At 51.0% G+C, this 24,119-nt stretch carries 45 protein-coding genes; 25 read left to right on the plus strand and 20 right to left on the minus strand.

What is annotated here, in order from left to right; translation table 11 throughout:
• Positions 1–397: 397 nt before the first annotated feature.
• Positions 398–1,639: a tyrosine-type recombinase/integrase gene (locus ACLIBF_RS09600; RefSeq protein ID WP_448309576.1), complete on the plus strand. Its 1,242-nt coding sequence runs from the start codon at positions 398–400 to the stop codon at positions 1,637–1,639.
• Here the strand turns inward: ACLIBF_RS09600 and ACLIBF_RS09605 are convergent.
• The 19 genes from ACLIBF_RS09605 to ACLIBF_RS09695 form a co-directional block, all read right to left on the minus strand.
• On the minus strand, positions 1,622–1,816 hold the full coding sequence (locus ACLIBF_RS09605; RefSeq protein WP_031374535.1) for a helix-turn-helix domain-containing protein: 195 nt from the start codon (positions 1,814–1,816) through the stop codon (positions 1,622–1,624). The genes ACLIBF_RS09600 and ACLIBF_RS09605 overlap by 18 nt on opposite strands.
• A gap of 66 nt (positions 1,817–1,882) precedes the next feature.
• Positions 1,883–2,545 (minus strand): HNH endonuclease signature motif containing protein, encoded by a 663-nt coding sequence (locus ACLIBF_RS09610; protein ID WP_448309577.1) that lies wholly within the window; start codon positions 2,543–2,545, stop codon positions 1,883–1,885.
• Positions 2,546–2,586: 41 nt separating this feature from the next.
• Complete coding sequence (locus tag ACLIBF_RS09615; protein ID WP_448309578.1) at positions 2,587–2,838, minus strand: hypothetical protein; 252 nt, start codon at positions 2,836–2,838, stop codon at positions 2,587–2,589.
• A gap of 217 nt (positions 2,839–3,055) precedes the next feature.
• Complete coding sequence (locus ACLIBF_RS09620; RefSeq protein ID WP_448309580.1) at positions 3,056–3,274, minus strand: hypothetical protein; 219 nt, start codon at positions 3,272–3,274, stop codon at positions 3,056–3,058.
• A 63-nt stretch (positions 3,275–3,337) separates the two neighbouring features.
• Positions 3,338–3,580 (minus strand): hypothetical protein, encoded by a 243-nt coding sequence (locus tag ACLIBF_RS09625; protein WP_448309582.1) that lies wholly within the window; start codon positions 3,578–3,580, stop codon positions 3,338–3,340.
• Positions 3,577–3,819 carry a DNA polymerase III subunit theta gene (locus tag ACLIBF_RS09630; protein ID WP_448309584.1) on the minus strand — a complete coding sequence of 81 codons (243 nt, stop codon included), beginning with the start codon at positions 3,817–3,819 and terminating at the stop codon, positions 3,577–3,579. The genes ACLIBF_RS09625 and ACLIBF_RS09630 overlap by 4 nt, the downstream gene beginning before the upstream one ends.
• A 33-nt stretch (positions 3,820–3,852) precedes the next feature.
• Positions 3,853–4,428 carry a hypothetical protein gene (locus ACLIBF_RS09635; protein ID WP_448309585.1) on the minus strand — a complete coding sequence of 192 codons (576 nt, stop codon included), beginning with the start codon at positions 4,426–4,428 and terminating at the stop codon, positions 3,853–3,855.
• Positions 4,425–4,961, minus strand: coding sequence for a hypothetical protein (locus ACLIBF_RS09640; RefSeq protein WP_448309586.1), 537 nt, complete (start codon positions 4,959–4,961; stop codon positions 4,425–4,427). The genes ACLIBF_RS09635 and ACLIBF_RS09640 overlap by 4 nt, the downstream gene beginning before the upstream one ends.
• A gap of 49 nt (positions 4,962–5,010) precedes the next feature.
• The gene (locus tag ACLIBF_RS09645; RefSeq protein ID WP_448309588.1) at positions 5,011–5,361 is read right to left on the minus strand and encodes a hypothetical protein; all 351 of its coding nucleotides are present in this window, start codon (positions 5,359–5,361) and stop codon (positions 5,011–5,013) included.
• Positions 5,362–5,568: 207 nt separating this feature from the next.
• Positions 5,569–6,075 (minus strand): single-stranded DNA-binding protein, encoded by a 507-nt coding sequence (locus tag ACLIBF_RS09650; RefSeq protein WP_448309590.1) that lies wholly within the window; start codon positions 6,073–6,075, stop codon positions 5,569–5,571.
• Positions 6,076–6,795 carry a Rad52/Rad22 family DNA repair protein gene (locus ACLIBF_RS09655; protein WP_448309591.1) on the minus strand — a complete coding sequence of 240 codons (720 nt, stop codon included), beginning with the start codon at positions 6,793–6,795 and terminating at the stop codon, positions 6,076–6,078.
• Positions 6,796–6,797: 2 nt separating this feature from the next.
• Positions 6,798–6,941, minus strand: coding sequence for a hypothetical protein (locus ACLIBF_RS09660; protein ID WP_316554307.1), 144 nt, complete (start codon positions 6,939–6,941; stop codon positions 6,798–6,800).
• On the minus strand, positions 6,938–7,132 hold the full coding sequence (locus ACLIBF_RS09665; RefSeq protein ID WP_448309593.1) for a hypothetical protein: 195 nt from the start codon (positions 7,130–7,132) through the stop codon (positions 6,938–6,940). Before ACLIBF_RS09665 ends, ACLIBF_RS09660 begins: the two co-directional genes overlap by 4 nt.
• Positions 7,129–7,266 (minus strand): hypothetical protein, encoded by a 138-nt coding sequence (locus ACLIBF_RS09670; RefSeq protein WP_448309594.1) that lies wholly within the window; start codon positions 7,264–7,266, stop codon positions 7,129–7,131. The genes ACLIBF_RS09665 and ACLIBF_RS09670 overlap by 4 nt, the downstream gene beginning before the upstream one ends.
• Before the next feature lie 473 nt (positions 7,267–7,739).
• A complete protein-coding gene (locus ACLIBF_RS09675; protein ID WP_448309595.1) occupies positions 7,740–7,991 on the minus strand; it encodes a hypothetical protein in 252 nt (83 codons plus the stop codon).
• Between the two features lie 118 nt (positions 7,992–8,109).
• Positions 8,110–8,301 carry a hypothetical protein gene (locus ACLIBF_RS09680; RefSeq protein ID WP_448309596.1) on the minus strand — a complete coding sequence of 64 codons (192 nt, stop codon included), beginning with the start codon at positions 8,299–8,301 and terminating at the stop codon, positions 8,110–8,112.
• 287 nt (positions 8,302–8,588) lie between these two features.
• A complete protein-coding gene (locus ACLIBF_RS09685) occupies positions 8,589–8,837 on the minus strand; it encodes a transcriptional antitermination N peptide (protein ID WP_448309598.1) in 249 nt (82 codons plus the stop codon).
• A complete protein-coding gene (locus ACLIBF_RS09690) occupies positions 8,834–9,040 on the minus strand; it encodes a hypothetical protein (RefSeq protein ID WP_159223505.1) in 207 nt (68 codons plus the stop codon). The genes ACLIBF_RS09685 and ACLIBF_RS09690 overlap by 4 nt, the downstream gene beginning before the upstream one ends.
• Before the next feature lie 297 nt (positions 9,041–9,337).
• The gene (locus ACLIBF_RS09695) at positions 9,338–10,045 is read right to left on the minus strand and encodes a LexA family transcriptional regulator (protein ID WP_159223891.1); all 708 of its coding nucleotides are present in this window, start codon (positions 10,043–10,045) and stop codon (positions 9,338–9,340) included.
• Positions 10,046–10,125: 80 nt separating this feature from the next.
• Here ACLIBF_RS09695 and ACLIBF_RS09700 point away from each other — a divergent pair, with 80 nt between their 5' ends.
• The 22 genes from ACLIBF_RS09700 to ACLIBF_RS09805 all read left to right on the plus strand — a co-directional run bounded on the left by ACLIBF_RS09700 (position 10,126) and on the right by ACLIBF_RS09805 (position 21,698).
• Positions 10,126–10,356, plus strand: a complete 231-nt coding sequence (locus ACLIBF_RS09700; RefSeq protein WP_159223506.1) for a Cro/Cl family transcriptional regulator — start codon at positions 10,126–10,128, stop codon at positions 10,354–10,356.
• A gap of 141 nt (positions 10,357–10,497) precedes the next feature.
• Positions 10,498–10,770 carry a CII family transcriptional regulator gene (locus ACLIBF_RS09705; RefSeq protein ID WP_159223507.1) on the plus strand — a complete coding sequence of 91 codons (273 nt, stop codon included), beginning with the start codon at positions 10,498–10,500 and terminating at the stop codon, positions 10,768–10,770.
• A gap of 37 nt (positions 10,771–10,807) precedes the next feature.
• A complete protein-coding gene (locus ACLIBF_RS09710) occupies positions 10,808–11,647 on the plus strand; it encodes a ParB/RepB/Spo0J family partition protein (protein WP_159223508.1) in 840 nt (279 codons plus the stop codon).
• A 46-nt stretch (positions 11,648–11,693) separates the two neighbouring features.
• Positions 11,694–12,554, plus strand: a complete 861-nt coding sequence (locus ACLIBF_RS09715; protein ID WP_448309599.1) for a replication protein — start codon at positions 11,694–11,696, stop codon at positions 12,552–12,554.
• Entirely contained in the window at positions 12,551–13,255 is a 705-nt protein-coding gene (locus ACLIBF_RS09720) for a replication protein P (RefSeq protein WP_159223510.1), read from the plus strand. Before ACLIBF_RS09715 ends, ACLIBF_RS09720 begins: the two co-directional genes overlap by 4 nt.
• Positions 13,256–13,396: 141 nt before the next feature.
• Positions 13,397–13,621, plus strand: coding sequence for a hypothetical protein (locus ACLIBF_RS09725; protein WP_159223512.1), 225 nt, complete (start codon positions 13,397–13,399; stop codon positions 13,619–13,621).
• A 181-nt stretch (positions 13,622–13,802) separates the two neighbouring features.
• Positions 13,803–14,147 (plus strand): hypothetical protein, encoded by a 345-nt coding sequence (locus tag ACLIBF_RS09730; protein WP_448309601.1) that lies wholly within the window; start codon positions 13,803–13,805, stop codon positions 14,145–14,147.
• Positions 14,148–14,297: 150 nt separating this feature from the next.
• Positions 14,298–14,483 carry a protein NinD gene (ninD, locus tag ACLIBF_RS09735; RefSeq protein WP_448309602.1) on the plus strand — a complete coding sequence of 62 codons (186 nt, stop codon included), beginning with the start codon at positions 14,298–14,300 and terminating at the stop codon, positions 14,481–14,483.
• A 178-nt stretch (positions 14,484–14,661) separates the two neighbouring features.
• Positions 14,662–15,096 carry a recombination protein NinB gene (locus ACLIBF_RS09740; RefSeq protein WP_448309603.1) on the plus strand — a complete coding sequence of 145 codons (435 nt, stop codon included), beginning with the start codon at positions 14,662–14,664 and terminating at the stop codon, positions 15,094–15,096.
• A complete protein-coding gene (locus ACLIBF_RS09745; protein WP_448309604.1) occupies positions 15,093–15,398 on the plus strand; it encodes a hypothetical protein in 306 nt (101 codons plus the stop codon). Before ACLIBF_RS09740 ends, ACLIBF_RS09745 begins: the two co-directional genes overlap by 4 nt.
• Positions 15,399–15,575: 177 nt before the next feature.
• Positions 15,576–15,944: an HNH endonuclease gene (locus ACLIBF_RS09750; RefSeq protein ID WP_448309605.1), complete on the plus strand. Its 369-nt coding sequence runs from the start codon at positions 15,576–15,578 to the stop codon at positions 15,942–15,944.
• 267 nt (positions 15,945–16,211) lie between these two features.
• Positions 16,212–16,517 carry a hypothetical protein gene (locus tag ACLIBF_RS09755; RefSeq protein WP_448309607.1) on the plus strand — a complete coding sequence of 102 codons (306 nt, stop codon included), beginning with the start codon at positions 16,212–16,214 and terminating at the stop codon, positions 16,515–16,517.
• On the plus strand, positions 16,510–17,118 hold the full coding sequence (locus ACLIBF_RS09760) for a recombination protein NinG (RefSeq protein WP_448309608.1): 609 nt from the start codon (positions 16,510–16,512) through the stop codon (positions 17,116–17,118). The genes ACLIBF_RS09755 and ACLIBF_RS09760 overlap by 8 nt, the downstream gene beginning before the upstream one ends.
• Complete coding sequence (locus tag ACLIBF_RS09765) at positions 17,115–17,294, plus strand: hypothetical protein (RefSeq protein ID WP_448309610.1); 180 nt, start codon at positions 17,115–17,117, stop codon at positions 17,292–17,294. The genes ACLIBF_RS09760 and ACLIBF_RS09765 overlap by 4 nt, the downstream gene beginning before the upstream one ends.
• Positions 17,295–17,338: 44 nt before the next feature.
• Positions 17,339–17,416, plus strand: coding sequence for a hypothetical protein (locus ACLIBF_RS09770; protein ID WP_244964524.1), 78 nt, complete (start codon positions 17,339–17,341; stop codon positions 17,414–17,416).
• Positions 17,406–18,029 (plus strand): hypothetical protein, encoded by a 624-nt coding sequence (locus ACLIBF_RS09775; RefSeq protein WP_448309611.1) that lies wholly within the window; start codon positions 17,406–17,408, stop codon positions 18,027–18,029. The genes ACLIBF_RS09770 and ACLIBF_RS09775 overlap by 11 nt, the downstream gene beginning before the upstream one ends.
• A gap of 509 nt (positions 18,030–18,538) precedes the next feature.
• On the plus strand, positions 18,539–18,862 hold the full coding sequence (locus ACLIBF_RS09780) for a phage holin family protein (protein WP_371316245.1): 324 nt from the start codon (positions 18,539–18,541) through the stop codon (positions 18,860–18,862).
• Complete coding sequence (locus ACLIBF_RS09785) at positions 18,862–19,488, plus strand: glycoside hydrolase family 19 protein (protein WP_448310385.1); 627 nt, start codon at positions 18,862–18,864, stop codon at positions 19,486–19,488. Before ACLIBF_RS09780 ends, ACLIBF_RS09785 begins: the two co-directional genes overlap by 1 nt.
• The gene (locus ACLIBF_RS09790) at positions 19,485–19,886 is read left to right on the plus strand and encodes a hypothetical protein (protein WP_448309613.1); all 402 of its coding nucleotides are present in this window, start codon (positions 19,485–19,487) and stop codon (positions 19,884–19,886) included. The genes ACLIBF_RS09785 and ACLIBF_RS09790 overlap by 4 nt, the downstream gene beginning before the upstream one ends.
• Entirely contained in the window at positions 19,886–20,338 is a 453-nt protein-coding gene (locus tag ACLIBF_RS09795) for a lysis protein (RefSeq protein ID WP_448309614.1), read from the plus strand. Before ACLIBF_RS09790 ends, ACLIBF_RS09795 begins: the two co-directional genes overlap by 1 nt.
• Before the next feature lie 210 nt (positions 20,339–20,548).
• Positions 20,549–21,223, plus strand: a complete 675-nt coding sequence (locus ACLIBF_RS09800; RefSeq protein WP_448309616.1) for a Rha family transcriptional regulator — start codon at positions 20,549–20,551, stop codon at positions 21,221–21,223.
• A 169-nt stretch (positions 21,224–21,392) separates the two neighbouring features.
• On the plus strand, positions 21,393–21,698 hold the full coding sequence (locus ACLIBF_RS09805) for a hypothetical protein (protein ID WP_448309617.1): 306 nt from the start codon (positions 21,393–21,395) through the stop codon (positions 21,696–21,698).
• Between the two features lie 80 nt (positions 21,699–21,778).
• Here the strand turns inward: ACLIBF_RS09805 and ACLIBF_RS09810 are convergent, their stop codons facing one another.
• Positions 21,779–22,048 (minus strand): hypothetical protein, encoded by a 270-nt coding sequence (locus tag ACLIBF_RS09810; RefSeq protein ID WP_448309618.1) that lies wholly within the window; start codon positions 22,046–22,048, stop codon positions 21,779–21,781.
• Positions 22,049–22,069: 21 nt separating this feature from the next.
• On the opposite strand from ACLIBF_RS09810, the gene ACLIBF_RS09815 reads away from it, so the two are divergent.
• Together ACLIBF_RS09815 and ACLIBF_RS09820 are read left to right on the plus strand one after the other, a co-directional pair.
• Entirely contained in the window at positions 22,070–22,639 is a 570-nt protein-coding gene (locus ACLIBF_RS09815; protein ID WP_448309619.1) for a terminase small subunit, read from the plus strand.
• Complete coding sequence (locus ACLIBF_RS09820; protein ID WP_448309620.1) at positions 22,626–24,110, plus strand: phage terminase large subunit family protein; 1,485 nt, start codon at positions 22,626–22,628, stop codon at positions 24,108–24,110. The genes ACLIBF_RS09815 and ACLIBF_RS09820 overlap by 14 nt, the downstream gene beginning before the upstream one ends.
• Positions 24,111–24,119: the final 9 nt, after the last annotated feature.

A 24,119-nucleotide genomic window follows, 5' to 3' on the forward strand; every position in this document is an offset into this window, starting at 1 on the left:
CTCGCCAGTGCTGATGAGAAATGCCATGCTGAATGCACATTGCGGTTAACAATAAAACGCCGGATGGCGCTAAAATTAACCGTCATAAACGGGCTTAAGCCCGCAATCATAAAAAACATCGTTGATTCAACTTCAACCTGCTGACGGGTCATTAACATCGACATCAAACAATTAATTTACCTGTGGAATAATTGGTTAGATAACTTGCCATCCTGACATATCCCAATCCATCCCATAAATTCCCCGCATGCCAATACCAAACAACTAATCTAAGTCCTGCATGCTCACATGCAATCACCAAACATCCCGAAACGACCCTGTGATTTATGTACATGTGTTAGTACAGAAAATCGGTTAGTCTGCGATCCTCTCTTTTTTATGTACTAATGAGGATTGTATGGCGCTCACTGACAGCTACCTTCGTTCCGTTCTTGGGCGGGAGCATGAAAAGGTGTTTGAGAAGGCGGACAGGGATGGCCTTTCTGTCCGGGTGTCAAAAAAGGGCAAGGTGGTTTTCCAGATGCGCTACATGTTCGCCGGCAAGCAGCGGCGTGTGGACATTGGCAGTTACCCCTCGCTGGGGCTAAGAGAGGCGCGTGATGAGATCCTTAAAATCCGCCGCTCGCTTGATGAGGGCATCGACCCGCAGCTTTATCTTGCCTCAAGGTATGAAAAGAACCTGAGTGCTATTACCGTCGAGAGTGTTATCAGGGAGTGGGGACGGGTCTACGCAAGCGGCAATATAAAGAATGCTGCTGACATTATCCGGTCGTTTGAGTTACACATCTTTCCCAGGATAGGCCACCTTCCGCATGATTCAGTCAACACGCACACCTGGATAGAAATCATTGAGGGCGTACAAAACAAAAAGCCCGGCATCGCTCGGAGATTGCTCACAAGCGCAAAGCAGGCGCATTCCTGGGCATTGCGTCGGAAGATGGTTGAAACGGTACCGGTTGAAGGAATCAAGCCACATGACTTCGGCATGAAAATTAACGTGACCAAGCGCGTACTGTCCGACGATGAAATCAGAGTGCTCTATGAAACCTTTGAAAATACCGGGATGCGAAGGAAAAACGCACTTTTGATGCAGCTTATTTTACTTTTCGGGTGTCGTTCCGGCGAGATGATACAGAGTAAAAGAGAGCATTTTGATTTTGAGTCGGGTGTATGGACAGTCCCCCCTGAGCACCATAAGGGTGGGAAAAGCGGTAAGTCGTTGAGAAGGCCTATAATACCGGCAGCAAAGGCCATGATCGAGGAAGCTATGGGGCTGAGCACCCATAAAGAATTTATTTTCCAGAGCGCACTGAAAAAGGACAGGGAAAGGGCGCTCAACAGTGCATCTGCGCTTGGTCTGCCAAAAACAGTAATGTCATATTACCTTCGAACCAGAGGAGAGCTGATGCCTCACTGGTCGATCCATGACTTAAGGAGAACGGCGAGGACGCGGTGGGCTTCCATTGCTCCACCGCATATCTGTGAAGTGATGATGGGGCATGCATTACCGGGCATCTGGGCGGTATACGACCATAACGATTATCTGGATGAGCAGAGAAAGGCCTATACCGCCTGGTGGGCGCTGGTAATGAAGATAGTGAATGGTGAGTCGAAAGTTCGCTCAATCGTGGCAAACTAGCTTACCAAACTTCTCAATGTCGCTTTTCAGGAACAGCCCGTGATGTGCGGGGTCTGGAAATCCGCACATGCGCTTTTCACCTGTGCGCCGATCACGGCTGTTCCAGTTACGGATAGTTTTCACTGAACGGCGAAAAAAGGCCGCCGTTTCCTCAAATGTCATGTATGGCGATTCCATATCTACTCCTTTGGCGGCTTACCGCGGATAAATGCGATGATTAATAAAAGGGTCATACGTACCGATTTATTCTGCTTTACCAATGTGCCTCCACGTTTTCCGTCTTTTGATCGCGAGTATCGTTGAAGAGTTAACTCCGAATTTCTTTCCCAGGAACGTGTTGTTATCTGATGATTGCAGGATGTAAAGGACATCCTTATTGGTTAGCTTTGAGTTGGGGGTGGTTTCGCCAGCGTGTACGAAAGTGCGACCTCTCTCATCTCTGTCCCTAATATTCTCTTGCTGAGTTCCTATCTCAAGGTGGGCAGGGTTTATACAGGAAGGGTTATCACACTTGTGACGGACTACCATTCCTTCTGGGATAGGTCCGTTAGCCAATTCATAGGCCAATCGGTGAGTTCTTATATCCTTGTGGTTCACTTGAATTCGTCCATACCCTTGTGAATTCTTGTGTCCAACCCACTCTATACATCCGTTTTCCTTGTGCTCTATATGCTCTTCCAGCCGATGCTTTGGGTTGCTGTGATCAAACGGATAAAGGTGGCGTGGGTTGACGCACTCTTTATTGTGGCAGCGGCTTTTAATCTGATGTCCTTCAGGAATCATGCCGAAGAATAGCGTGTAAACGGTCCGGAACATGTTCTGATGTATACCGGTTGCTTCCATAAAGAGGCATTCTTTTTCATCAACGGCGAGCAGCAATTTTGCTCGCGTGCTTTCATCAGACATAACAACTCCTCACGCAGAGCGCGATAGTGAATAGGGTGGGGTTACTTGATATCGAACGTGAGTAGGGAGACTTTCTTTATTTGCGCATCCAGCGACTTCAGCTTGCGAATCCTCATCTCTTCTGCGCGCGCCAGCGCTTCCTCTTTGCTTAGATGCCACTCATTTCCATGAAAATACTGATTAAATTCACTAGGCTGCTGTGCCTTCTGGATGAACATGTCATCTCTTACTTCTCCCTTGGCGACATAGATTCCAAATGTGAGGGCGTATTTTGTTATATAGGCAGTTTTCAATATCGTATCTCCTTATCCACCTGGCGCACATAGAAAGCCAACCAGCGCTTGGCTGGAAAGGTATCTGGCGGCAGGGATGTGATTGTTCTGGCGTATTTGTCGAGAAGTGTCGTTATGATGCGGTCGTGTTCTTTCTTGGGCCTGCCGTCTATGGCTGTGATGATTTCGCTCCTGCATTTACGCGCTACGGCCCTAAGCACGTTTTCCGCTACCGGCGTCATGCCACCTTGCGATGCTGCTTAGCGCGCTCAATGCGCTCATAGTCTTCCCTGCATTCGCTACAACAGAAGAAGCCTTTATCGACTTTCTCGCCGCAATCACCATTCTGACAAGTTCCGGTAAACTGCATACTCGGCTTAGGCCGGTTAGCCAGGGCAATCTCAATCATCTGCTGCTCGCGTTCTGCTGCTTCATCAATAGGGTCTGGATGTGTCATTTCGGTTTCCTATAGGCAATAAAAAACCGCCTCGATGGGCGGCTTTACTGAGCTGGGCGCATATTAATCTGCACCTAAATTTCTTTCAGCGGCTATGACTTGTTCTTCGGCTACAGCGAGACCTTCCTCAACCGCATACCATATACGCTTTATGCCACCCCGCATGGGGGCTTGATATTCTACATAGTTAACAGAGAAATTCCGGCCCTCAAAAATCAATCCATGATGCATAGCTTCCTCTCCAGGTATATCCAACAGAGTCTTGTAGTGGAACTGATTTGGCCTGAAAACAATTAGTTCTATCATTTCGCCTCCTCTTTGAAATAAACCGGGTCAGTGCCGCGCGGGAACTGCAGCGCAACGTTCCTGTAATTCTGCAATCTCTCCCTGAAATATTCACGCTGGCTCTCTGGCTGCTGCATCTCAACCTCATGCGGAATAACAGGTTGGTTCATACGCTCCTTGTACGCTACTCCTGACGCGGCTAAATCAACGTTAATCCTGTCGCGTTCTTCTCTGCTGCGTGCTGCTAGATTATGTGACATGGCGATGTCCTCCTGTGGGGAGTATATCGCTTATTAATGATTCTTGACCCCTGCATTAACCATCTTCACGGCCAGACGGATATCATCCATCTCGATGTCACCGCTGATTTCTGCATGCCGGAAAGCAATAGAAAGGAACTCCAGACATTGCTCGTTAGTCCATTCCCCCGGAACAATGTCAGTGGCGGCCGCGGGGCGGGTGAATAGAATTCGACGCATGTCAGATGGCTCTTTACTGAAATAGTCAGCGTTACAATCCGCCCACTCAGCGTACCCATCATCTTCCGGCCGGTTGCATATAAACTGGTAAACAGGCTCCTGCTTCGCCAGTTCGGCCAGCTTCGCCTCTGCTGCTTCTACCTTTCGTCTCAATGCCTCGCTCACACCCTCAGCCTTTCTAACGGCTAATTCCAGATGGTTATTTAGCGCCTCTGCTGCTTCTGCGCGCTGCTCCAGCGCCCGGAATGCTGCGGCAATATCAGAGTGTCCCAGGAGCGTGTTGAATGCTGCCAGAATGCCTTCCTCTGGCACGCTATCTTCGTGGCGCTGATAATCATCAATCGCCGCACAGACCGCATTCAGCGTCAAGCCGTGTGGGTATTTTTTCATGATGGCTCTCCTGCGCGGAGTTTCGTAGCCATCAGCTGAAGGTGAGAAAGGGCGAAATCAAACTGCGCTAGGTCTCCTTCTTTCACCAAATGGCGCTCTGACTGCCAAAGCTCGCGCACCATATCCACACCCTCAGCCCGCACAGAGTTGAGGTAGGCGCCGGTGGCGGGGGTAGTGATACTCTCCATTTTCTCTATGGTGGATTGCGCGTCGCACAGTCGTACGCAGGCATCCATGAAATTCCCCTCACTGTCCTGACTATCCACGCCATCAGTGTCGTAGTGCTCTTGCAGGTCATCCTTCGCGCTTACGATTGCACTTTTAAGCGCCACATTCTCAGCGGCCAGCTCGTCACGCTCCTTATAAGCGCGCATCGCCGTCTCAGCATCTTCACGAAACATGCAGTCGATAATTCCTTCGCTGAATCCTTCTTCATTGCGGCGATAAAGCGTCCAGAACTGCGCGACACTGTCATCGCACATTGATACATCGTCACCATTGGCAACGCATCCTGATACGTAGTAATTACTCATTCTCTTACCCCTTATGCCGCTGTCAGGCTCAATGCCGCGGCGAAAATAGTTATTCTTGGTAAACGGCTCCGCCACGTCCACGGCGCTCAGTTGTGTAATCCATCCAGATAACATCCGGCTTCGTCACGACGATGCGCGGTAGTTGCGGATATCTGCTCGTCTCTTTAACCACCGCTTCCAGCCTGCGCAGCTCCTTCTGCTCGGCTTTCCTTGCTGGCGTTAACCGCTGCGGATGATCCTCTCCGCGATGGCTGGCTTCCATTGCCATAAATGCTCCACGCGCCACCGACTCCTTGCGTAATTCCATTGGCGACATCTGCTCAAGCCTGCGTATGAATGTATTGCGATCGGCATCATTCAGGCGTGAGCAATACGCCGATAAAGTCGGTGACAGTTCCATGTGGGTGCCTTATTGGGTTATTTAGCTGGGAGGATCCATTCACGTAGTTCGGCGTTCCAGACTGCGCCGAGGTCTTTTGGGTGTTCGCATGGAAGAACTATATGCTTGCCGGTTTCTCGCTCCACTCCATGAGAAACTATCAGTGATGTTCTGCCCGTCTTTTCATCTTTGTGATACATGGTCACAGCGATAATCATCGGAGGCTCCCTAAAACGGGGTGTCATCGTCCCAATCCATCGGAGGCTCATTATTCCCCGTTGGAGTAGATTGCCCAGACTGCTGTTGTGGTCGCTGCATCTGATTTCTGGCCTGCTGCATTCCATTTTGCTGTGGTTGTCTCTGCTGTGGTTGCTGACCACCTTCCTGCTTACCGCCCAGCATTTGCATGGTGCCGTTAACGCTCACCACAATTTCCGTTGTGTAGCGGTCAACTCCCTGCTGGTCCTGCCATTTGCGAGTTCGTAGCTGCCCTTCGATATAGACTTGCGAGCCTTTTCTCAGATATTCACCTGCAACCTCTGCAACTTTGCCGAACAAAATTACGCGATGCCACTCAGTAACCTCCTTGTTTTCACCAGAATTCTTATCCCGCCACGATTCCGATGTGGCAATGGTCAGGTTAGCAACTGCGCCACCAGATGGCTGATAGCGCACCTCCGGGTCTTTCCCAAGGTTGCCGATTAAAATCACACGATTAATGCCTTTGCTTGCCATTTATGCCGCCTTCTTTAGTTCTGATTTGCGAATTCTCATAACTTCAACGCACTTATCCTGCTGCTCTTTATGACCTTCCAGCGCGTTCCAAGCCGCTTTATATAAAGCAAGTAGGCTCTGCTCATCATGTTCACTACTCGCCATTTCAGTGAATTCACTGAGGATGTCATCTGGCGATCGTAAAGGTTCTTGATGCTGATTCGATACTTGTTGAGGCGAGTTTCCCGGCTTCGGTAGTGCCCAGCCTGGTAGGGTGGGTGGCTGCCACCACAGCTCTTTAAACTGCTGAGTCTTCTTGTCCTTGAATGAGGCACGATTCCATCCCTGACGCTTCTCTGCGGATGCCTCAGCAAAGTTCTCTTCCAGCCCATACAGATAGCGACCGATTCCCCACTGAACGGCAGATCGCTTCATTGAACCAGACATCCCGCCTTTAACGGCTTCAACCTGTGTTTTTTCAGCTCCGTCCCACTTCGTAATCCACTCATCTCCCACGCGAATCGAGATGCCGCACATCACGCCCCCATCAGGGCCGGGCTGGAACTCGTTTTTCCAGTTCTCTTTGCCGCAAACATCATCAAGGCGCTTCATGATCGCCCGGTTCGTTACGTAAGCCAGAACCATCGCCCACGCCTTGCCACTACCAGCTATGCCACACTGCTGAACGCGCCACTCAATGTCTTGCGGCGGAAACGGCTCATCTAAACGTGTAAGATCCACAATCAACCCTCCATCCTCGCTGCCTGCTGCTCCGTACGGTAATCAGCCGCCGCATCCATTGCGGCCTGCTGTGGCGTCATCTCATCAAGCACTGGCTCTAAGATGGCCTTCATCATTTCGATGAAGTAGATATCCGGGTCAATCATGCTGCGTGCTCCTGGTGAATTGTGTAACCCTGCTCTGTGAGCCACTCCATGACGTCTTTGATATCAAGCTGGTTAAGCACCTGTTTGCCACTGAAGTCGAGCAGAGAGACCTCATCTGCCTCGATAATCATCATGCCAGGGCGATATCCGGCGCGCGTCTTAAGCTCGCCACATTCGAGTTTCAGCTTCATGACTTGCTACTCCCAAAAATGTGCTTCAGTAGTCCGCTGATGAAGGGATGATTTTTGCTTTTCTCCAGCATCGCCAGTCGGTCAGCTTCATCCTGGTTACGCTGGTATTGTTTAGCCTGCTGCTGACTCATCATGGGTTGCCTGCCTGCGTTACGACCTGAACCAGGCGCTCCCAAAGCTGCTGTAAGCGGCTCTTAGGCTTCCACGACATAACGTCAGCGCCGGTGAGTTTGTATGCGAACTGGTTAATCTGAGACGCGTTTAAACTGGAGCCACCCATGAGGGCAGCCCCCTGCATTTGAAATTGCATGGGTAACTCCGTTGAATTGATGAATTAGGTTTGGTGTCAAAAAAATGGCCCGCATTGCGCAGGCCAGAAGGATGATACGATTCTCTCTCTAAAGCGTATGGTGCGTAGCACCTCAAAGCCGTCTGAGCAGACAGCTTTACGGTGTCACTCAACTAAATTAGCCATTTCCCGTTGCTGTCAATCCACTCAATCCATTTAGATAGCGGCCACTTTGATGTGTCTTCTTTTGGCGGTTTGCACTCATACATTCCGCGCTTGAACATTTGGCGCTTATACATCCTCTTCTCCTGTTAGTGGTTACTGGCCCAGCGGTGTGCGCCAGCCTTTCTTGAACACGATTAATCCCTTTTTGCGCAGCGCCTGAAGACGGCGGTCAAGTACTCGCGCTGGCTCTTTAACTCTCGCTGACGATGTTTCAGCGAGGCGCAGGCACTCATCGTAAACACCGTCAGTACCGAAATAGATTTCGCTAAATGTCTTTGGCTGCTCAGTAATGCCGGATACAACCCTTGAATCCAGCACGTCATATTTCCCTAAATCGTCGCTCATCCATTCCCTCCTGCTATAAACCCCAGCCCCATCAACACACCAATAGCTATCCAGCCGATAATCCAGTCAGCGTTGCTCATGGAGCCTCCAGATATGAAAAGGCCGCCTAAGCGACCTGTTATTTATGTGATGCTTGATGCATTGCTTGCCAGATAAAAACCACGGTGTCAGACAGCAAGTCATTACGCTCTTCGTCGTCCTCAACTTGCTGAGTAAGCTCGTCCATTGAGCCGGGAAGTTGGTCCCATAGGGCGTCTATGCCTGCCTGAATCATTGATTCATTTGGTTGAAGATTTGTAGATTTAGTCATTCTCACCTCGCCGTTACGATGTCTTTAGATTTGCGATAGCCAGCGTAATGGCGCTCGGACATCGCATCTATTTTCTGGCACAAATCGTCATGATCTTTTGCTGGTTCATTCGTGCATGCGAAAGGTCCGCACAGCGCCCAAACAATGTTGTATCTGTACCCTGCCAATTCCGCGTCGTCGCTATTAACGCGCCAAACAGTTCCCGCATAGTGATTCGCATGATCAAGAACGACGTATTCGACACCTGGCCTGACAGGTGAGTATTTTAAGTGGAGCTTCATAATCCCTCACTTAGTGATATGAACCGCGCCCTTACGGACTGTTCGGTAGCCTGCGTTATAAATCGCGATTTCCGGTAAGCACTGTGATGTGCTCTCATGCCTGTCACGCAGAGAAGGGGAGGAGACTGCCTTATCGACTCTCTGGTTGCAGTTGGATAAGGTGCTGACGATGCGGCGCTCGAAACGTGTCTGCTCGATAGCCTCAGATGCTTTCTTGGCGTTAAAAGCCGCCATACGACGCTGATTTCTGTTCATGCCTGAACCTCTCTGCTGCGGCGAATGTCGTCTAGCTTCAGCCAGACTCGAATTGAAACTGGGCGATCACTTGGTTGGCATCTTGCTGCCAGCGGGTAATCCTTTTGCAGGAGCATGAATCCGTGCTTATTAAGCTGGCGCGCCAACTCACGACAAATGGCACGGTATTCACTACGCATAGCCTTAAACTGCTGCTTGTTCATGGGTATTCCTCGATGAGTGCTTGGGTGTAAGCGTCAGGGTAACCAGCCCCAGCTTCTGACAGTCCTTTGCTAGTCCGCCATCCACATTCACGCTTACCCGAAGCACTCGCCTCGGCCTGTGTATTCACAGGGTCATATTGTTAAAGAGCTGATATCCGTTTCTTGCTGCCCCAGCGTCCTGCTGATGGACTTATAATGTACTTGTAGTTCATGAATGTAAAGTACCTAAAGTACATAAAATAGGAAAAAGAAGTTCACTGAGAGTTAACTCAATGAACTTTAAGGTAAAATAATTTTTTATCCGAAGCGACGAAGGTCTATAGATTGCCGGATGAGAACTTTAGCCATAACAAAGAGCTGATCTTCTTCGTTATTTTCAATGAACCAACGCTCATAGGCGGGGTTGTCAGAGATTACAGCTAGGCGGTTTTTAAGCATCTGCAGGCGCTTAACGTGTAGGGATCGGCCAAAAACGAACACATAGATGCCATCACCATCAAATTGATTAACAGTGATATCGACGAATATCTCATCGCCCGGGTTTATGGTTCCCTCCATGCTGTCACCGTTCACAGTGACTACTTTCACGCTTTCCTGTGGTCTGCCATTGAACATTGATCGTGCCTGTTCAGTTGTGTATTCAATGGCTCGTATTTTTTCGACAAATTCATTAGATAGCATCGTCCCTGGCCCCGCACTGGCTTGGACATCAAGAACATCAACGCGATACGAGTCCGATGTCCGCTTGTAATGATCTGAGTCTATACCATCGTTATCTGTATATCCATACAGGTATTGTGCGGTTGATCCAAGTAATTTAGCTAACTTCTCCATCATCGCCTGACGTGGCACAGATTCCCCGTTAAACCATTTGCTCACCGCCTTAGGTGTGACCTTCAACCGGGCAGCTATTTCAGCCTGCCTACCATAAGGACCGATTCCCGCCTTTTCGCAGGCCAGCGCAAGCCTATGCGAGAAACTTTCACGCTCTTTTCCATGAACCATAAGTTCAAGCATATAATTAGTTGACTGTACTTTCAGTTCCGACATAATATGAACTCCAAGTTCAACCGCAGGAGACTCACATGAACCTAATTACGTTGGGAGACGTTATTAAGGGTGTACGCGTTTCTGTTGTGGCTGATATTTGCGGCCTGACGCCTAAGGCCGTTTACAAGTGGATTGAGCGCGGTTCTTTACCTCGCACTGAGTTCACCGGCGAAACGGACTACGCAGGGAAGATCGCCAAGGCTTCTGGCGGCAAGTATTCAGCAGCAGAGATTCGACGCATTAGTAAGCAGCAAATTGCTGCATAGAAAATGTACTTTAAGTACTTTTTAGCAGCTTGAACCACCGCTCTTTATCAATCTGACCTCCCTCGGAATACCAGGGAAAACCCAAGTGACTTGCTCACCGCAATGTCACGCAATCATTTACCTACATGGAAATTATCAATTATGGAACACGCAAGAAATAGCAAGTTGATCAACGAAGTAGAAACAGAATTACGCAGTCGCCTGACCCACAAAGGGCAGCGCGTTCTGGCTGATGAGGCCGGATGGCATGAATCGAAGGTAAGCCGGTTAAACCTACGCGATATGGCGACGGTTTTCGTGCTGCTGGAGAAGGTGTGGGAAACGAGCCTGATTGCAGAGGTAGCCCGGCAAGCGGTAGCTGCTGCGATGGGAAAAGAAAAAGCGCCGAACTGCGGGAACAGTTTCGACGCCTGATGCACGAATCATACTGGATCAACGTACAGGAGTAATTATGAGTTCTTTGTTATCGCTTTACAAGGCAAAAGAGAAAAACGGCACGGAAACAACCGTTAAGAAAACGTTTCTGGTGCCACTGGCTGAGCTCTACGTTGAGCCCGGCTACAACGTCCGTGAAATCGACCAGGAGCACGTCGCTGAATTCAGTGATGCATTCATTGCCGGTGAGTTTGTGCCGCCGCTGGCAGTCCAGGTGACAGAGCAGGGTATCAAGATTATCGACGGCCACCACCGGTATTACGGCGCGAAAATGGCGTCAGAAGCCGGACACGAAATCCCCCGCCTTGAGTGCAAGGACTTCTCAGGCTCCGAAGCTGATCGCATTGCTTTCATGGTCACCAGTTCACAGGGTAAAGCTCTGTCTCCTCTGGAACGTGCGGCAGCATATCAGCGCCTGCTGAATCAGGGCTGGACGCCTGCTGAGATTGCCAAAAAGGTTAAGCGCTCACCAGCTGATGTGGATCAGCATCTTCAGCTGCTGGAGTGTGGCGAGAGCCTGATCGCAATGGTGAAGGCGGGCGAAGTGGCCCCAACCACTGCAGTTGCTTTATCACGTGAGCATGGCCCGAAAGCAGACGCTGTTGCACAGGCGCAAATGCAGAAGGCTAAAGCCGCTGGCAAAAAGAAGCTGACCCGCTCAGCAGCCATTCCTCAGTTCAGCGCAACCAAAGCACGCCGCCTGGCTGAATTACTGGTTGATGCAGAGTTCGATCGGGATGGCGGTTTCGACAGCCTGATCCTCTCACATGGCACCACTGAAGAGATAAAGCGTATTCTCGCAGATTATCGCTCAGGCATTCCTTCTGACGGGGGCGGCGATGAATCTTGCGCATGACAACGTATCACCAATCAGGCCCGCTCTCAGGGCCGTGGAGCAACGTGTGGCAGATACAGACGATGGATACACGCGTCTGGCAAACGAGCTGTACGAAGAGCTGATAGGGGCCAACCTGACCAGGAATCAGGCGAAGGTTGCGCATGCTGTTTGCCGGAAGACATACGGCTTCAACAAAAAGATGGATCGCATTGCTGACAGCCAGATTAGCCAGATTACCAGGCTGCCAAGGCAGAAGGTAAACAAGGCAAAAAACGAGTTAATTCAGATGGGTGTTCTGGTCCGGGAAGGCATGCTAATTGGTCCGAATAAGAACCTCACTGAGTGGAAAATTCCTGAGTGTCACCAGGATGGTGTCGCTGTCACCAAATCAGTGACAAAAAGTGTCACCAAAACAGTGACAGAGGTGTCACCAAAACAGGGACACACAAAAGACACTATTACAAAAGACAAGAAAGACATTAAACATACGTCAGAGAATTCTGGCGAATCCTCCGACACACCCCTGAGTAATCTCCCTGTCATCCGTCCTGAAGCAGCAACCCATTCACCGAAAGGTGACAAGTGGGGAACTGCTGACGACCTGAAGGCAGCCGAGTGGATGTTCAGCAGGGTGAAGATTATTACTCCAACTGCAAAAGCCCCAAGCTGGCCTGCCTGGGCTAACGAAGTCCGCCTTCTGAGAGGAGCGCTGGATGTCACGCATCACGACATCTGTGAAACCTTCAAGTGGGCCAACGCCGATCACTTCTGGCAGACCAATATCCTCAGCCCTGCAAAACTCCGCGCCAAGTGGGACACACTCCGGGCGCAGATGAGCCAGCCAGGGCGTAACCGGCAGGCAGTCGCTCAGCAACCCGCTCAGCACTGGAACAGCCGCGAAGCCTGGGAGAATGAATTCCTATGAGAAATCTCGTATCAGCAATTCAGAACCGTGATGCAGGCGCACTGGCTCGCATTGCAGGAGATGGGCCGCGCCCGGTTGAGCGCGGAGTGCATGAGGACGTTGAGCGCCTTGTCGATGCTCTGTTTTCGAATCTTAAGCAGGTATTCCCGGCATCGGTCAGCACCGCCTGGCGCAACCCGAACGACGAAGCAGCAGCGAAGCGCCAGTGGATCGCCGCTTTCGCCGAGAACGGCATTCACAACAAGCAGCAGCTGTCAGCAGGCATGAAACTGGCCCGCGCCAGCGGTTCGCCGTTCCTACCATCGCCCGGCCAGTTTATCGAGTGGTGCAAGCAGGGCGAGCATCGCGCTGCGGGATTGCCAAACGACGAAGAGCTTTATGACATGTTCCGCCTGTACTGCCGCGATCGGGGCATTTACGACAGCAGCGAGGAGTTCCCCTGGGAAAGCCCGGCCTGTTTCCACATGGTGACGGCGGTATATAACCAGATGCGATCATTTAACCTGACTGATTCAGAGTGTAGAAAGCGCCTGGGCGACGAGCTGCGAAAGATGTCCCGCCGCATTGAGGCTGGCGAAATCATCCCGCCACCGCGCAAGCAGATTCCTCAATTGCACATTCCGACCGGCAATGAGAAGGCACTGGACCACCTTGCCGACATTCGCCGCCGCTTTGGGCTGAAAGGTGGGCGCCATGACTGAGATGAACCGCATCCGATTTGAGCGTCTGTATCGCAGCGTTCACGGTGACAGGCACAACCTGACCCGATCGCACCTTGGATATCAGGATGCCACCGTTGACCGGGCATTTTTCTTCTGGCTTGAGGGAAGGGAGAGTGCAGCATGACACAAGTAACTCAACTGGTAATCACAACGCCGCTGATGCGTCAGGCGCGCAATCTGCAACTGGCAATCATCGACCTGGCTAAGAAGCGCGACCTGAAGCCGGAGCAGTTCCGGGCGCACCTGAACGCTATCGACATGCTGGCGCGTGAAGCACACGACCTGATTGTGGATGCTGAAGATGAGCAGCAGCCAGCCAATGGTCAGAAACGGGGAGGTTTTTGATGCCTCTTATCAAATGGTTACTTTGGCGCAGATGGCTATTCAAGCGGTGGATTAAAGGGAGCAAGCCTGAACCTTTGATCAATAACCTTCTGAAAACCAACTTCGGAAGTTGCCGGCATTTCCCAATAATTTATCGCGACATGGTTCGCCTTATTAGTAAAGAGCAGGGCAGAGGTCACCAATGAACAAGTTAACCGCTGAGAAGTGCAGAGAGCGCATCGCCTCCCTTAAACGCAATCGTCGTGTATTTGGCTTGGCGCTGGATTCGGAAATCTACCTCCAAGCCCTTGAGATTGCACTCCCCATACTGGAGCAGCAGGAGCGGGGTGATGGCTGGATTGAGTGGGGCGGCGGTGAGCGTCCTTGTGACTACCGGTCAGTCGTAGAGGTCAGGCTTCGTAGTGGCAATGAGCGCATGGCACGAGGAGCATTAAGCTGGGAGTGGAAGCACCACAACAGCATTTGCGACATCATCGCCTACCGCATCATCCCGGAGCATCCCACCAATCAGAACGGAGAGCAGTGATATGAAGATCGCGATTCCCGGAAGACATGGCGGATGGTGGCTGGGTATCAGCTGGAATAAGAAATCGAAGTGGGGATATTTCTCCATTTGGAATGACGGCCCGATGCGAGCTTTTTGGATTGGCAGATTATGTATTGAGTGGTGGTGGCGATGACAAACAACGATGAGCTGGAAAGGGAGCGGCTGTGTCGCTGTGACCGCTGCGGCATACCCAAACCTCCAGACCGGTTCCGGGCTAGCCTTCCGTACTGGAATAAGTGGTGCATTCGCTGCGAGGCATCACCAACTGGCGAATTCCCGATCCCCGAAACAGATGAACACCGGAGGCAGCCATGAACAACGTAATTCCCCTCAGACCTAAGCATCAGCCCCTTAAAGACTCACACTCAGCGCTACTGACAGCCCTCAAAATGCTTCGTGAAGGTGGACACAGTAAGCAGAGCATTGACCTGTTGTTGAGCGCCGCAGCTGACAACATCCATGACTACGTGGAGACAATCGAAGGGAGGTAACAGTGGAGACGCAACGTTTTCTACTGAGAGACAGCAACATCCGACAGAACTGCATCAGCGCCATCCAGCAACTCCCCGCCAGTCCCGACAAACCTTTGCAGGTAACCATCCAGGAAGACACCAGAAGCCTTGCGCAAAACCGCATGCTTTGGGCCTGCCTGCATGACGTATCAAGCCAGGTTGTCTGGTACAGGAAGAAACTCGACTCTGAGAGCTGGAAACACATATTCAGCGCCAGCCTGAAAGGTCAGGAAACGGTGCCGGGTATCAATGGCGGCTTTGTGGTGCTGGGCCAGTCAACAAGCAAAATGCGCGTCGGTGAGATGCGAGATTTAATCACCTTAATCCATGCCTTCGGTGCCGAGCAGAACGTCAGGTTTAGCGACGAGTCAGCGCGTGCTGCTGAGTGGGCTGGAAGATTCGGGAGTGCAGCATGAGCAAATTAACTACAGCAATTCATCAGGTGTTATCAGACGACGAATGGCACACATCTAAAGAGATTATCGATCGCGTCTGCGTGCTTGCATCGGCAAAGCGCATCAATGTGACGGTCGCCCTGCATGGCATGGCCGACAACAACAAAATCAAGCGTCAGCGGTTAGGCATTTCGGACCATGACTACCAGTATCGGATGGGCGCATTCAGCATTGGATTTGGCATCAGCTACAACATGGCAATGCTCGACAACCTGTTAGCGAAAGTGAGAGGTGGAAATGCGCCATTCCTGGTTCGTCCATGACCCTGTAGACACAGAAACCGCTAACGAACTCCTTTCCCGCTACGCCTCTCGCAATATCAAAACTCAAAAGACACTCTCCGCCGACCCTCGCCTCTGGCTGGTCAGCGCGCTGCTACCTGAGTTCCGGAACGAGCCAATACCGAGCAGGCAGTATAAAAACCCAATGTGGAGCTGAAGATGAAACTCACACCAAAACAGCGTGCTGTTTTGCGCATGAAATTTGGCGGACGCTGCGCCTATTGTGGCTGCGAGCTTGCTGATAAATGGCACGCTGACCACCAGAATCCGGTAATAAGATTTGACGGGAAAATGCTCAACCCCGCCATGGATGTGCTGGAAAATCTCGTACCTGCTTGTCACGCATGCAATCTGCACAAGCACTGCAACAGCTTGGAAGATTATCGACGCATTATTGATGACGGCCGTCGAGAATTTTTGCGTTCGGGGAAGGGTAAGGCACTGGTCAGAATGGGCCTTGTTGCAATGAAAGATGATCCGATTATTTTCTGGTTCGAGCGTTATCTGGAGGCTGAAAATGCCGCGTGAACGCTGCTGCCGCTGTCACATAACACTCACCTCAGAAGACAAGTATCACTACTCCATTAGCTGCGAGCAGTGCGAATGCGATATCGAATGGGAGAACCATGAACGAGATAACCCAATCAAGTCTGCCTACTGGCGATGGAGAGCAATCTGCTTCTGTTTGCGTTGGTTGCGAGGCGCGCCTGTCACCGCAGGAAACCTATGCATGCGATACCTGCGCTGCAGGCTGGATGAAAGACGCAAACTTCAACATGTGCGGAGGGGAAGATAATGGCTGAGTTAAAGCCTGGTGGCCTGGCAATACTAATCGGCGGTGACCCTGAGGCCATCGGAACTGTGGTAACAACTGTGAAATTTGTTCCAGCAGGGGTTATCGAGACGCTGCCGGGGAATAAAAAAATTAACAACGGTGGCTCGGGCAGGTGGCTAATCCATTCCGACAAAATCTGCGTCAGACTTGCTGATGGAAGCATCCAGAATGACTGGGCACTTTGCTTCTCCAGCCACCTTATGCCAATCGACGGCGATGAATTCCAGAACGAAGAAGAGCGACAAAAGGAGCTGACACATGGCTAAAGGCATCAAGCCGAAGCCGAAGAAATGCAAATGCTGTCCTGAAAAGTTTATACCCCGCAATAGCCTCCAGACCGTCTGTTCTCCCAAATGTGCCATCCAACTCGCTAACCAGATATCCGAGCGCAAGCAAAAGCGCCTGGAGAAAGAGCAGCGGGATGTTCTGCGCGCGCGAACAGAAAAGCTTAAGACTAAATCGGATTGGGCTAAAGAGGCTCAGGTAGCGGTTAATCGCTATATCTTCTGGCGAGATTTCGGGAGGCCATGCATAGCTTGCGGCAAGCCACTTAACTACGGCGTTCGTGGCGGGGCAGTAGACGCGAGTCACTATCGCTCACGTGGTTCGGCATCACATCTTCGTTACAACGTTTTAAATATCCATGCGGGCTGCGTTCGTTGCAATCGCGAGCTCTCAGGGAATCTCATCCCATTCAGGATAAACCTAATCGAGAAAATTGGCGCCCATCGCGTTGATAGCCTCGAACATGACAATACACCCCGCAGATTCGATATCGAGTACCTGAAACGCGTGAAAGCAATATTCACACGGCGGGCACGTCATTACGAGAAATTGCGTAAACGTCAGATGGAGTATGCAGCATGAGTACACAAAACACCCTTGCATTGCTGAACATGTATCGAGCAAAGAACGTAGCAGCAGTGCGCACTCAGTCTGGAATTGTCTTTATGGGAATGCGAAACATCACCCCGGCACAGCGTAAAACGCTGCTGGAAATCCCTCAGTCAGACCTTGACGCGGCGCTCAGGTGGCAAAAATGACCGAATACCTCAGAGAGAAGTGGCTCCGCCTTCGCATTCTAAAGATGCGCGGCATGTACGAGATCAACTACCGGATAATCCGGAACACGGCGAAGATGATGGGGGTTAAGCATGCGCATTGAGCGTGACTATCAGCAAATCGTCAGGCTGTCAGGCGTCAGAACAGCAGCGGATATGCGCCGGTTATTCGGCAATGGCTGGAAGACCATCAACAAATCGCAGCAGGCATGGGTCAGGCATCTGCTGGGCGTATGGGGCGATCACCTGGGCGGAGAAGATTACGACCGTGCAGAGGTTAATGTAATTGGCCGCCTGATGATGCGCTGTGAATGGAGTGAGCAGAAGGGCAGGCAGATAGAGAAAATCGTGTCACAGCTGCATTGTGAAGGGCTGCGTGGTGAAGAGTTATTCCGCAAGGCGCGTGACCTGCTTATCCCTCAGTCATCAACGGCAAACATCATCGCTCTCGCCAAAGAATCAGATGATGCCGCCTTTGTTGAATCAGTCATGGTAAAGACATTCGGAAGGGATAACCCGCTTCGGAACGTAGCCAGATTACGATACTGCAAGCGCAAGAGCGTGCAAAATATCGGCTCATCCCTGATTTATTACTGCAGCATCTCACCGAAAGAGGCCCGAAACAGAATGGAATGGGCGATGGATATACTGGAAGGAGAAATGTTTTACGCAATTAAGCGAGAAATGGAGAAGGAGATTCTTAAAATTGCAGCCTGACAATAACAAATAGCACGAAATGACAAAGACAAAGGGCATGTAACCTGGCACATTAACGGCATGATCGGGAAGGGAAGCGAACAGATCGCAGCTTTACCGGTCAGTTGCATAAATGTGGATGCCAAAGAGCCTCGCGACCTCACCAGTCGGCGGGGCTTTTTTATTTCTATACCCCACAGGGGATAAGATTCAGCGCATACCCTGTAGCGGATAAGTAACATCACTAAACTATTTCAAGGGGTCGCCATTAGGGCGGCCTTTTTTCATTTCAGCGCCCAATGGATTTACTCACACTTCATCCTGTGTCTTTTACGCGGGCGCTTTTTTCTACGGTGGATATCCGCAATCGCGGGATTCTCATTGTGATCAACTAAGGCTGCGTCGGGCATTAGACGGCGGGAAAGCTCGGGAAGGTTTCTCAGGTGACAGTGGGAAGTTTAACCGGGCTTGTTCTGTTCACAATGTCATCAATTCCTAAACAGGATAAGTCCCCGTATCAGGGGGTAGGAATGCGTCGCATGCCATATAAATCAGATCCGGGCTTATTCGCCGCCATGATCGCCCTGGGGATGACAGTCCTCGGGTCGATAGCAGCATACGCCTACAAGGTATTAAGCGGGGACGCCTTCAGTTGGCGCACCCTGTGTCTTCAGATGATCGTCTCCGTGTTTGCCGGATTCCTCATGATGCTGCTCGCCATTTACTGGCAGTGGCCGCAGGAAGTCACCGGCGCAATCTGTGGTATGGCTGGCTGGTCCGGATCATCTCTGATTAAAACCCTTGAAAAGCGTTTCCTGCAGAAAGCTTCAGGAGATTCGGGAGTTGCTGAATGATGACCAGAGACCAGTTTAAAAAGGCAGCATCTATTTCTGATGCGCTCGCCAGTCGTTGGTATCCGCACGTTCTGGCGGCAATGAAAGAGTTCGGCATTGACACACCAAAACGCCAGGCTTACTTCATTGCACAGGTTGGTACGGAGTCAGGCGGGTTCACTGTAATCAGCGAAAGCCTGAACTACTCAGTTGCCGGACTGGCAATCTTCGCATCCCGTCTTACTGCTGCACAGCGTGAGCAGCTCGGCCGCAAGTCAGGTGAGCCAGCCTTATCGCAGGAGCGGCAGGCTGCCATTGCCAATATCGTTTACGGTGGACGCTATGGTAACAACCTGAATGGAGATGGCTGGAAATATCGCGGGAGAGGGCTGAAACAGGTTACCTTCCGCGATAACTACGCAGCCTGCGGTAAAGCATTAAACCTGCCGCTTCTATCTAATCCCGATTTACTGCTGGAAGACGTCAATGCCGCGCGCTCGGCTGGCTGGTTCTGGCAGGCCAACGACTGCAACCGCTTCGCCGATGCATCTGACGTGACCGGGCTTACCCGCCGTATTAATGGCGGCACAAACGGCCTGGCAGATCGCATTGCGCGCACACGGATTGCAGAGCAGGTGCTCCTATGACAGGTAAAGCGAGAATGGCGAGATATCGCCGGTTCATCCCCGTCATCTTCTCGGTAATCATCATCGGTTTCGTTGGCAAGCTCTGGTATGACAACGCCAACCTCACAGAGCGCAACAACCGTCTGCGTGAGCAATTCATTCTGGCGAATGAGCGGAATATGAAGTTTGCTGAGGGCTTAGGGCCGATTACGAAGCGACTCGATAGCCTGGCAACAACGCTCGATGAAGAAAGCCGCAGGCGCTCTACCGCCGAGACCCGAGCTAACTCATTGCAGAAAGAAAACGAGTTCCTCCGCTCCAGCAAGCAGTGCTCAATAGCAATCGATCCTAGTGCTGTTGATAAAGCTAACAAGGAAGGCGGAACAGTGATAATTCAGGCTGCGCCGGCAGGTGAGTGATGATCAACTTCCCATTTAGCTGGCGAACCATGCTGTTCGGCGTCTTAATTGTGATTCTGGTTTTGGTCTGCAGGCTAGCCATTTACTACCACGGTAAATACGTTAGTGCTGACAGCCTTGCAACCGAGCGCCAACAGACGATTGATGACATGCAAGTGCGTCAGCGTGATGTTGCCGCGCTTGATGCCAAATACACGAAGGAGTTAGCTGATGCTAAAGCCACTATCGATCAGTTGCATGATGATGTTGCTACTGGCAAGCGCCGGTTGCAGCTCAACGCCACCTGCCAGAAACAATCCTCCTCCGGCACCTCCGGCATGGATGATGCAGCCAGCGCCCGACTTACTGACGCCGCTCAACGGGATTATTTCACCCTCAGAGAGCGAATCGAAGTCGCCGGAAAGCAAATAGCCGGGTTGCAGCAGTACATCCGGGAGCAGTGCCTGAGGTGACAAACCCCAAGAAGATCCACTTCAGCTAACAGAGCAATATCAGCCTCGCCATTGTGCGGGGCTTTTTTATGCAACAAACCTCCGCGCGTCGCAGCGCATATCACTCCCGAGTCTTTCAGAAAGCTGAGCCTGAGAAATGCCGTATAGGTGCGGACCTCTCGGGGCGGCTTTTCTGTGCGAACAGGCTCATCTTTCTAAAAGGTATCCGTAATGCAATTAGTAGAAATCAAGAAGCTCGACCTGGTCACCAACACCGTAGCAATAGCGGACGGGGTGGGGCGAGATCATGACACTATCATTAAGCTGGTTGACCGTAATAAAACAGACCTTGAAGAGTTTGGAACTGTCGGATTTGAAATCCGTAAGTCTGGCGGCAAGCCATTGCGCATTGCCTTACTGAATGAGCAGCAAACCACGCTGCTGATCACCTACATGCGTAATAACGATGTGGTGCGAGCATTTAAAAAGCGGTTGGTTGCTGAGTTCTTCAAAATGCGCAGCACTCTCGCCGCACAGAAGATGGACCGGAATTCTGCCCGCCTCGAATACAAGCCCATGACTGACGCTATTAAACACGAGCGCGAAGCCCAGGGTAAGCAGATAGCCCCGCATCACTTCAGCAATGAAGCCGATCTGATTAACCGCCTGGCGCTGGGAATGACGGCAGCTAAGTTTCGCGTGTATCACGAGATCGGGAAGAAAGAAGCCATCCGCGATTACCTGACGCCGGAGCAGATTCACTGCATAACAGAACTGCAACGCGCCAATACGGTATTCATCAGCATGGGTTGGGACTTCGAACAACGCAAAGAAGTGCTCAAAGGCATGTTCGAACGTAACCATCGCCAGCCACTGATTGAAGAGCAGCACACGCTGGCAGCATAGCCGGCTCAAAAATGAGCCCGCTGATTATCAAAGGAAAAGAGAGCCACTTTCACAACGGCTTTCATCACAAGGCGCATTTACGAGTGTGCCTGACGCATGGCAATGAAACAGCTTTGATAATCGGTTACCTTCTGAGAGTAGATAATCAACCACTCAGGAGAAATTGATAATGATGCATACAAACATAAAAACGTACTACATAGATAAGGGCATGAACTCGCGACTTGTAAGGTATGACGTTATAAGAGTGGCCGATGATAAATTTATAGTTAAGGTTCTTGATGATCAACAAAGCGCCACATCGGCTCCCAGCTCAATTGTTGAAATTGATACCTTAGAATTTACTCTCGCTCAGTATCTTCAGGATACAGGTCAGGGCGGCTTCCAAACTATGATACGCGATAGGATGCCTAATTCATTTGAAGGGCATGTGCATGAAAAATGCCAAGAACACAGAAATGGATTGATGGATTGACCATTGCCAAAGCCGCCTACGGGCGGTTTTTTTATTGTCTACATTACAGAAGCCACTCCCTGAGCGGCTTTGATAATGGTTCAGGCTATAAGCTCTTGGAATTTTTGTTCGGCCTCTTCAAGATTTGAGCAAACAATATCGCCTTCAATCTTTAATTGGCTGCCGTCAGCCGATTTCCATATGTTCCCAACGTGATGCTTTATCACGTCGCCCTTTTCCAGCTGAACATCATCAGGTGATCGTACGGCAGAGAAGAATCTGCCACCATCGCTTCTAAACAAGTAGGCAATCAGATGATCACCTACGATTTCATGCTTTTTGACAACTTCATAATGCATCACATCAACCATTCTTGCTCCTTGGAATAAAACATGGCGCTCACCGACAAACAAGAAATGTTCTGTCGCGAGTACCTCATCGATTTGAACGCCACGCAAGCGGCCATTCGGGCGGGGTACAGCGAAAAGACTGCAAACCGCACCGGATCTGAAAACCTGTCAAAACCTGATATTGCGCAACGCATCATAGAACTTAAATCAAGTCGAAACGAAAGGGTAGAAGTAAACTCGGATTACGTGCTCCGCCGCTTGGTTGAAATCGACGAGATGGACGTTCTCGACATCCTGAAAGATGACGGTGGACTGAAGATGGTTCACGAATGGCCGAAGGTATGGCGCACCACGTTAAGCGGGCTGGATATCCTCACCACCGTCACCAACTTCGATGAAACGACGATGGAGAACATTCTCAAGAAGATTAAGTGGCCCGATAAGGTGAAAAACCTTGAGCTGCTTGGCAAGCACATCAGCGTTATGGCTTTCAAAGAGCAGGCGTCGCATGAGCACACCGGCAAGAACGGCGGCCCGATTGAAGTGACTACGCTGACCAAAGACGAATATAAAGCTGCCCGGCGGGAGATGTTGGAGGATGACGACTGCTGAGCAGAAGAATTATGCGCGACGCTTAGAGTGTGAAGAGGATGGGCTGTATTACGCTCGTTATTTCTTCAAGCAGCGCACCGGCGGCAAGATGATTGTCGCGCCACACCACAAAGTTATTCAGCAAACGCTCGATCGCGTAATCAGCGGGGAGATAACCCGCCTGATAATCAACGTTCCGCCTGGCTACACCAAAACCGAGCTGGCAACCATCAATATGATGGGGCGAGGGCTGACGCTGAACAATCGCGCCCGATTCATGCATCTGTCATATTCGCATAATCTGGCACTGCTCAACTCATCAACCGCCCGCGGCATGATTCGCTCAAAAGCCTATCAGTCGATGTGGCCTATGGAATTACGCGATGATGCAGACAGTAAGGCGATGTGGTGGAACGAGTTTGGCGGCGGCGTTTATGCATCATCCGCTGCCGGTCAGGTAACTGGCTTTCGTGCCGGTCATATGGAGCCGGGATGGCAGGGCGCATTGATAATCGATGACCCAGTAAAGCCAGATGATGCATACAGCGAAACCATTCGTGATGGTGTGAACAATCGCTTCAACGAAACAATCAAATCTCGTCTGGCAATTGAAACAACGCCGATGATCGTGATTATGCAGCGCATCCACTATCACGACCTGAGCGGCTACCTGCTTCGTGGTGGCAGCGGGGAGATGTGGCATCACCTCAATTTGCCGGTCATCATCGACAACAGCCAGTCTTACACTGAGCAGTACCCGGACAACACCCACGCAATACCGATTGAACACGGCCTGCCTGATGGCTGGCTGTGGCCCTTTAAGCACAATGAATCGCACCGAGTATCGCTGTTTTCTCACCGGCGCACCGCTGAAGCTCAGTACATGCAAAAGCCACGGCGCTTCAATGCTGAAGGGGCGCTGTGGACGGAATCGATGATTACGGCTGCGCACGAGCTTCAGATCCGTTTCGACAAGGTTCGCACAGTCGTTGCTATTGACCCGCAGGCTACAAATAGCGAAGAGAGCGATGAGTCAGGAATCGTTGTTGCCAGCGCATATGGAGCAGGAGATAAGAAGCAATACTCAGTAGACGCTGATTATAGTGGCAAGTTCTCTCCCGCTGGCTGGGCTAAGAAAGCAATGTTTGCTTATGAGGAACATAGCGCTGATGCGATCGTTATCGAAACCAACCAAGGCGGCGACATGGCAGAGGAAACTCTGCGCAATGCTGGATTCAAAGGGCGAGTCATTCGCGTGCATGCCAGCAAAGGTAAGTATGCGCGTGCTGAGCCTATCTCAGCGCTGTATGAACGGGGGCGCGTTGTTAATCAGGGCAATCTCTATGTGCTGGAAAACCAGTTAATGGAATATGTGCCGGCAACCGCTAAGAAATCCCCCGATCGCTTAGATGCGATGGTTTACGCGCTAACCGAGTTAGGCGGTGCTCAACCGATGGGCATGATGCTCCCAAAACGCCTGCAAGGCAGATAACTCACCAAC

It is taken from the genome of Pantoea sp. PGP6, from assembly GCF_053474785.1.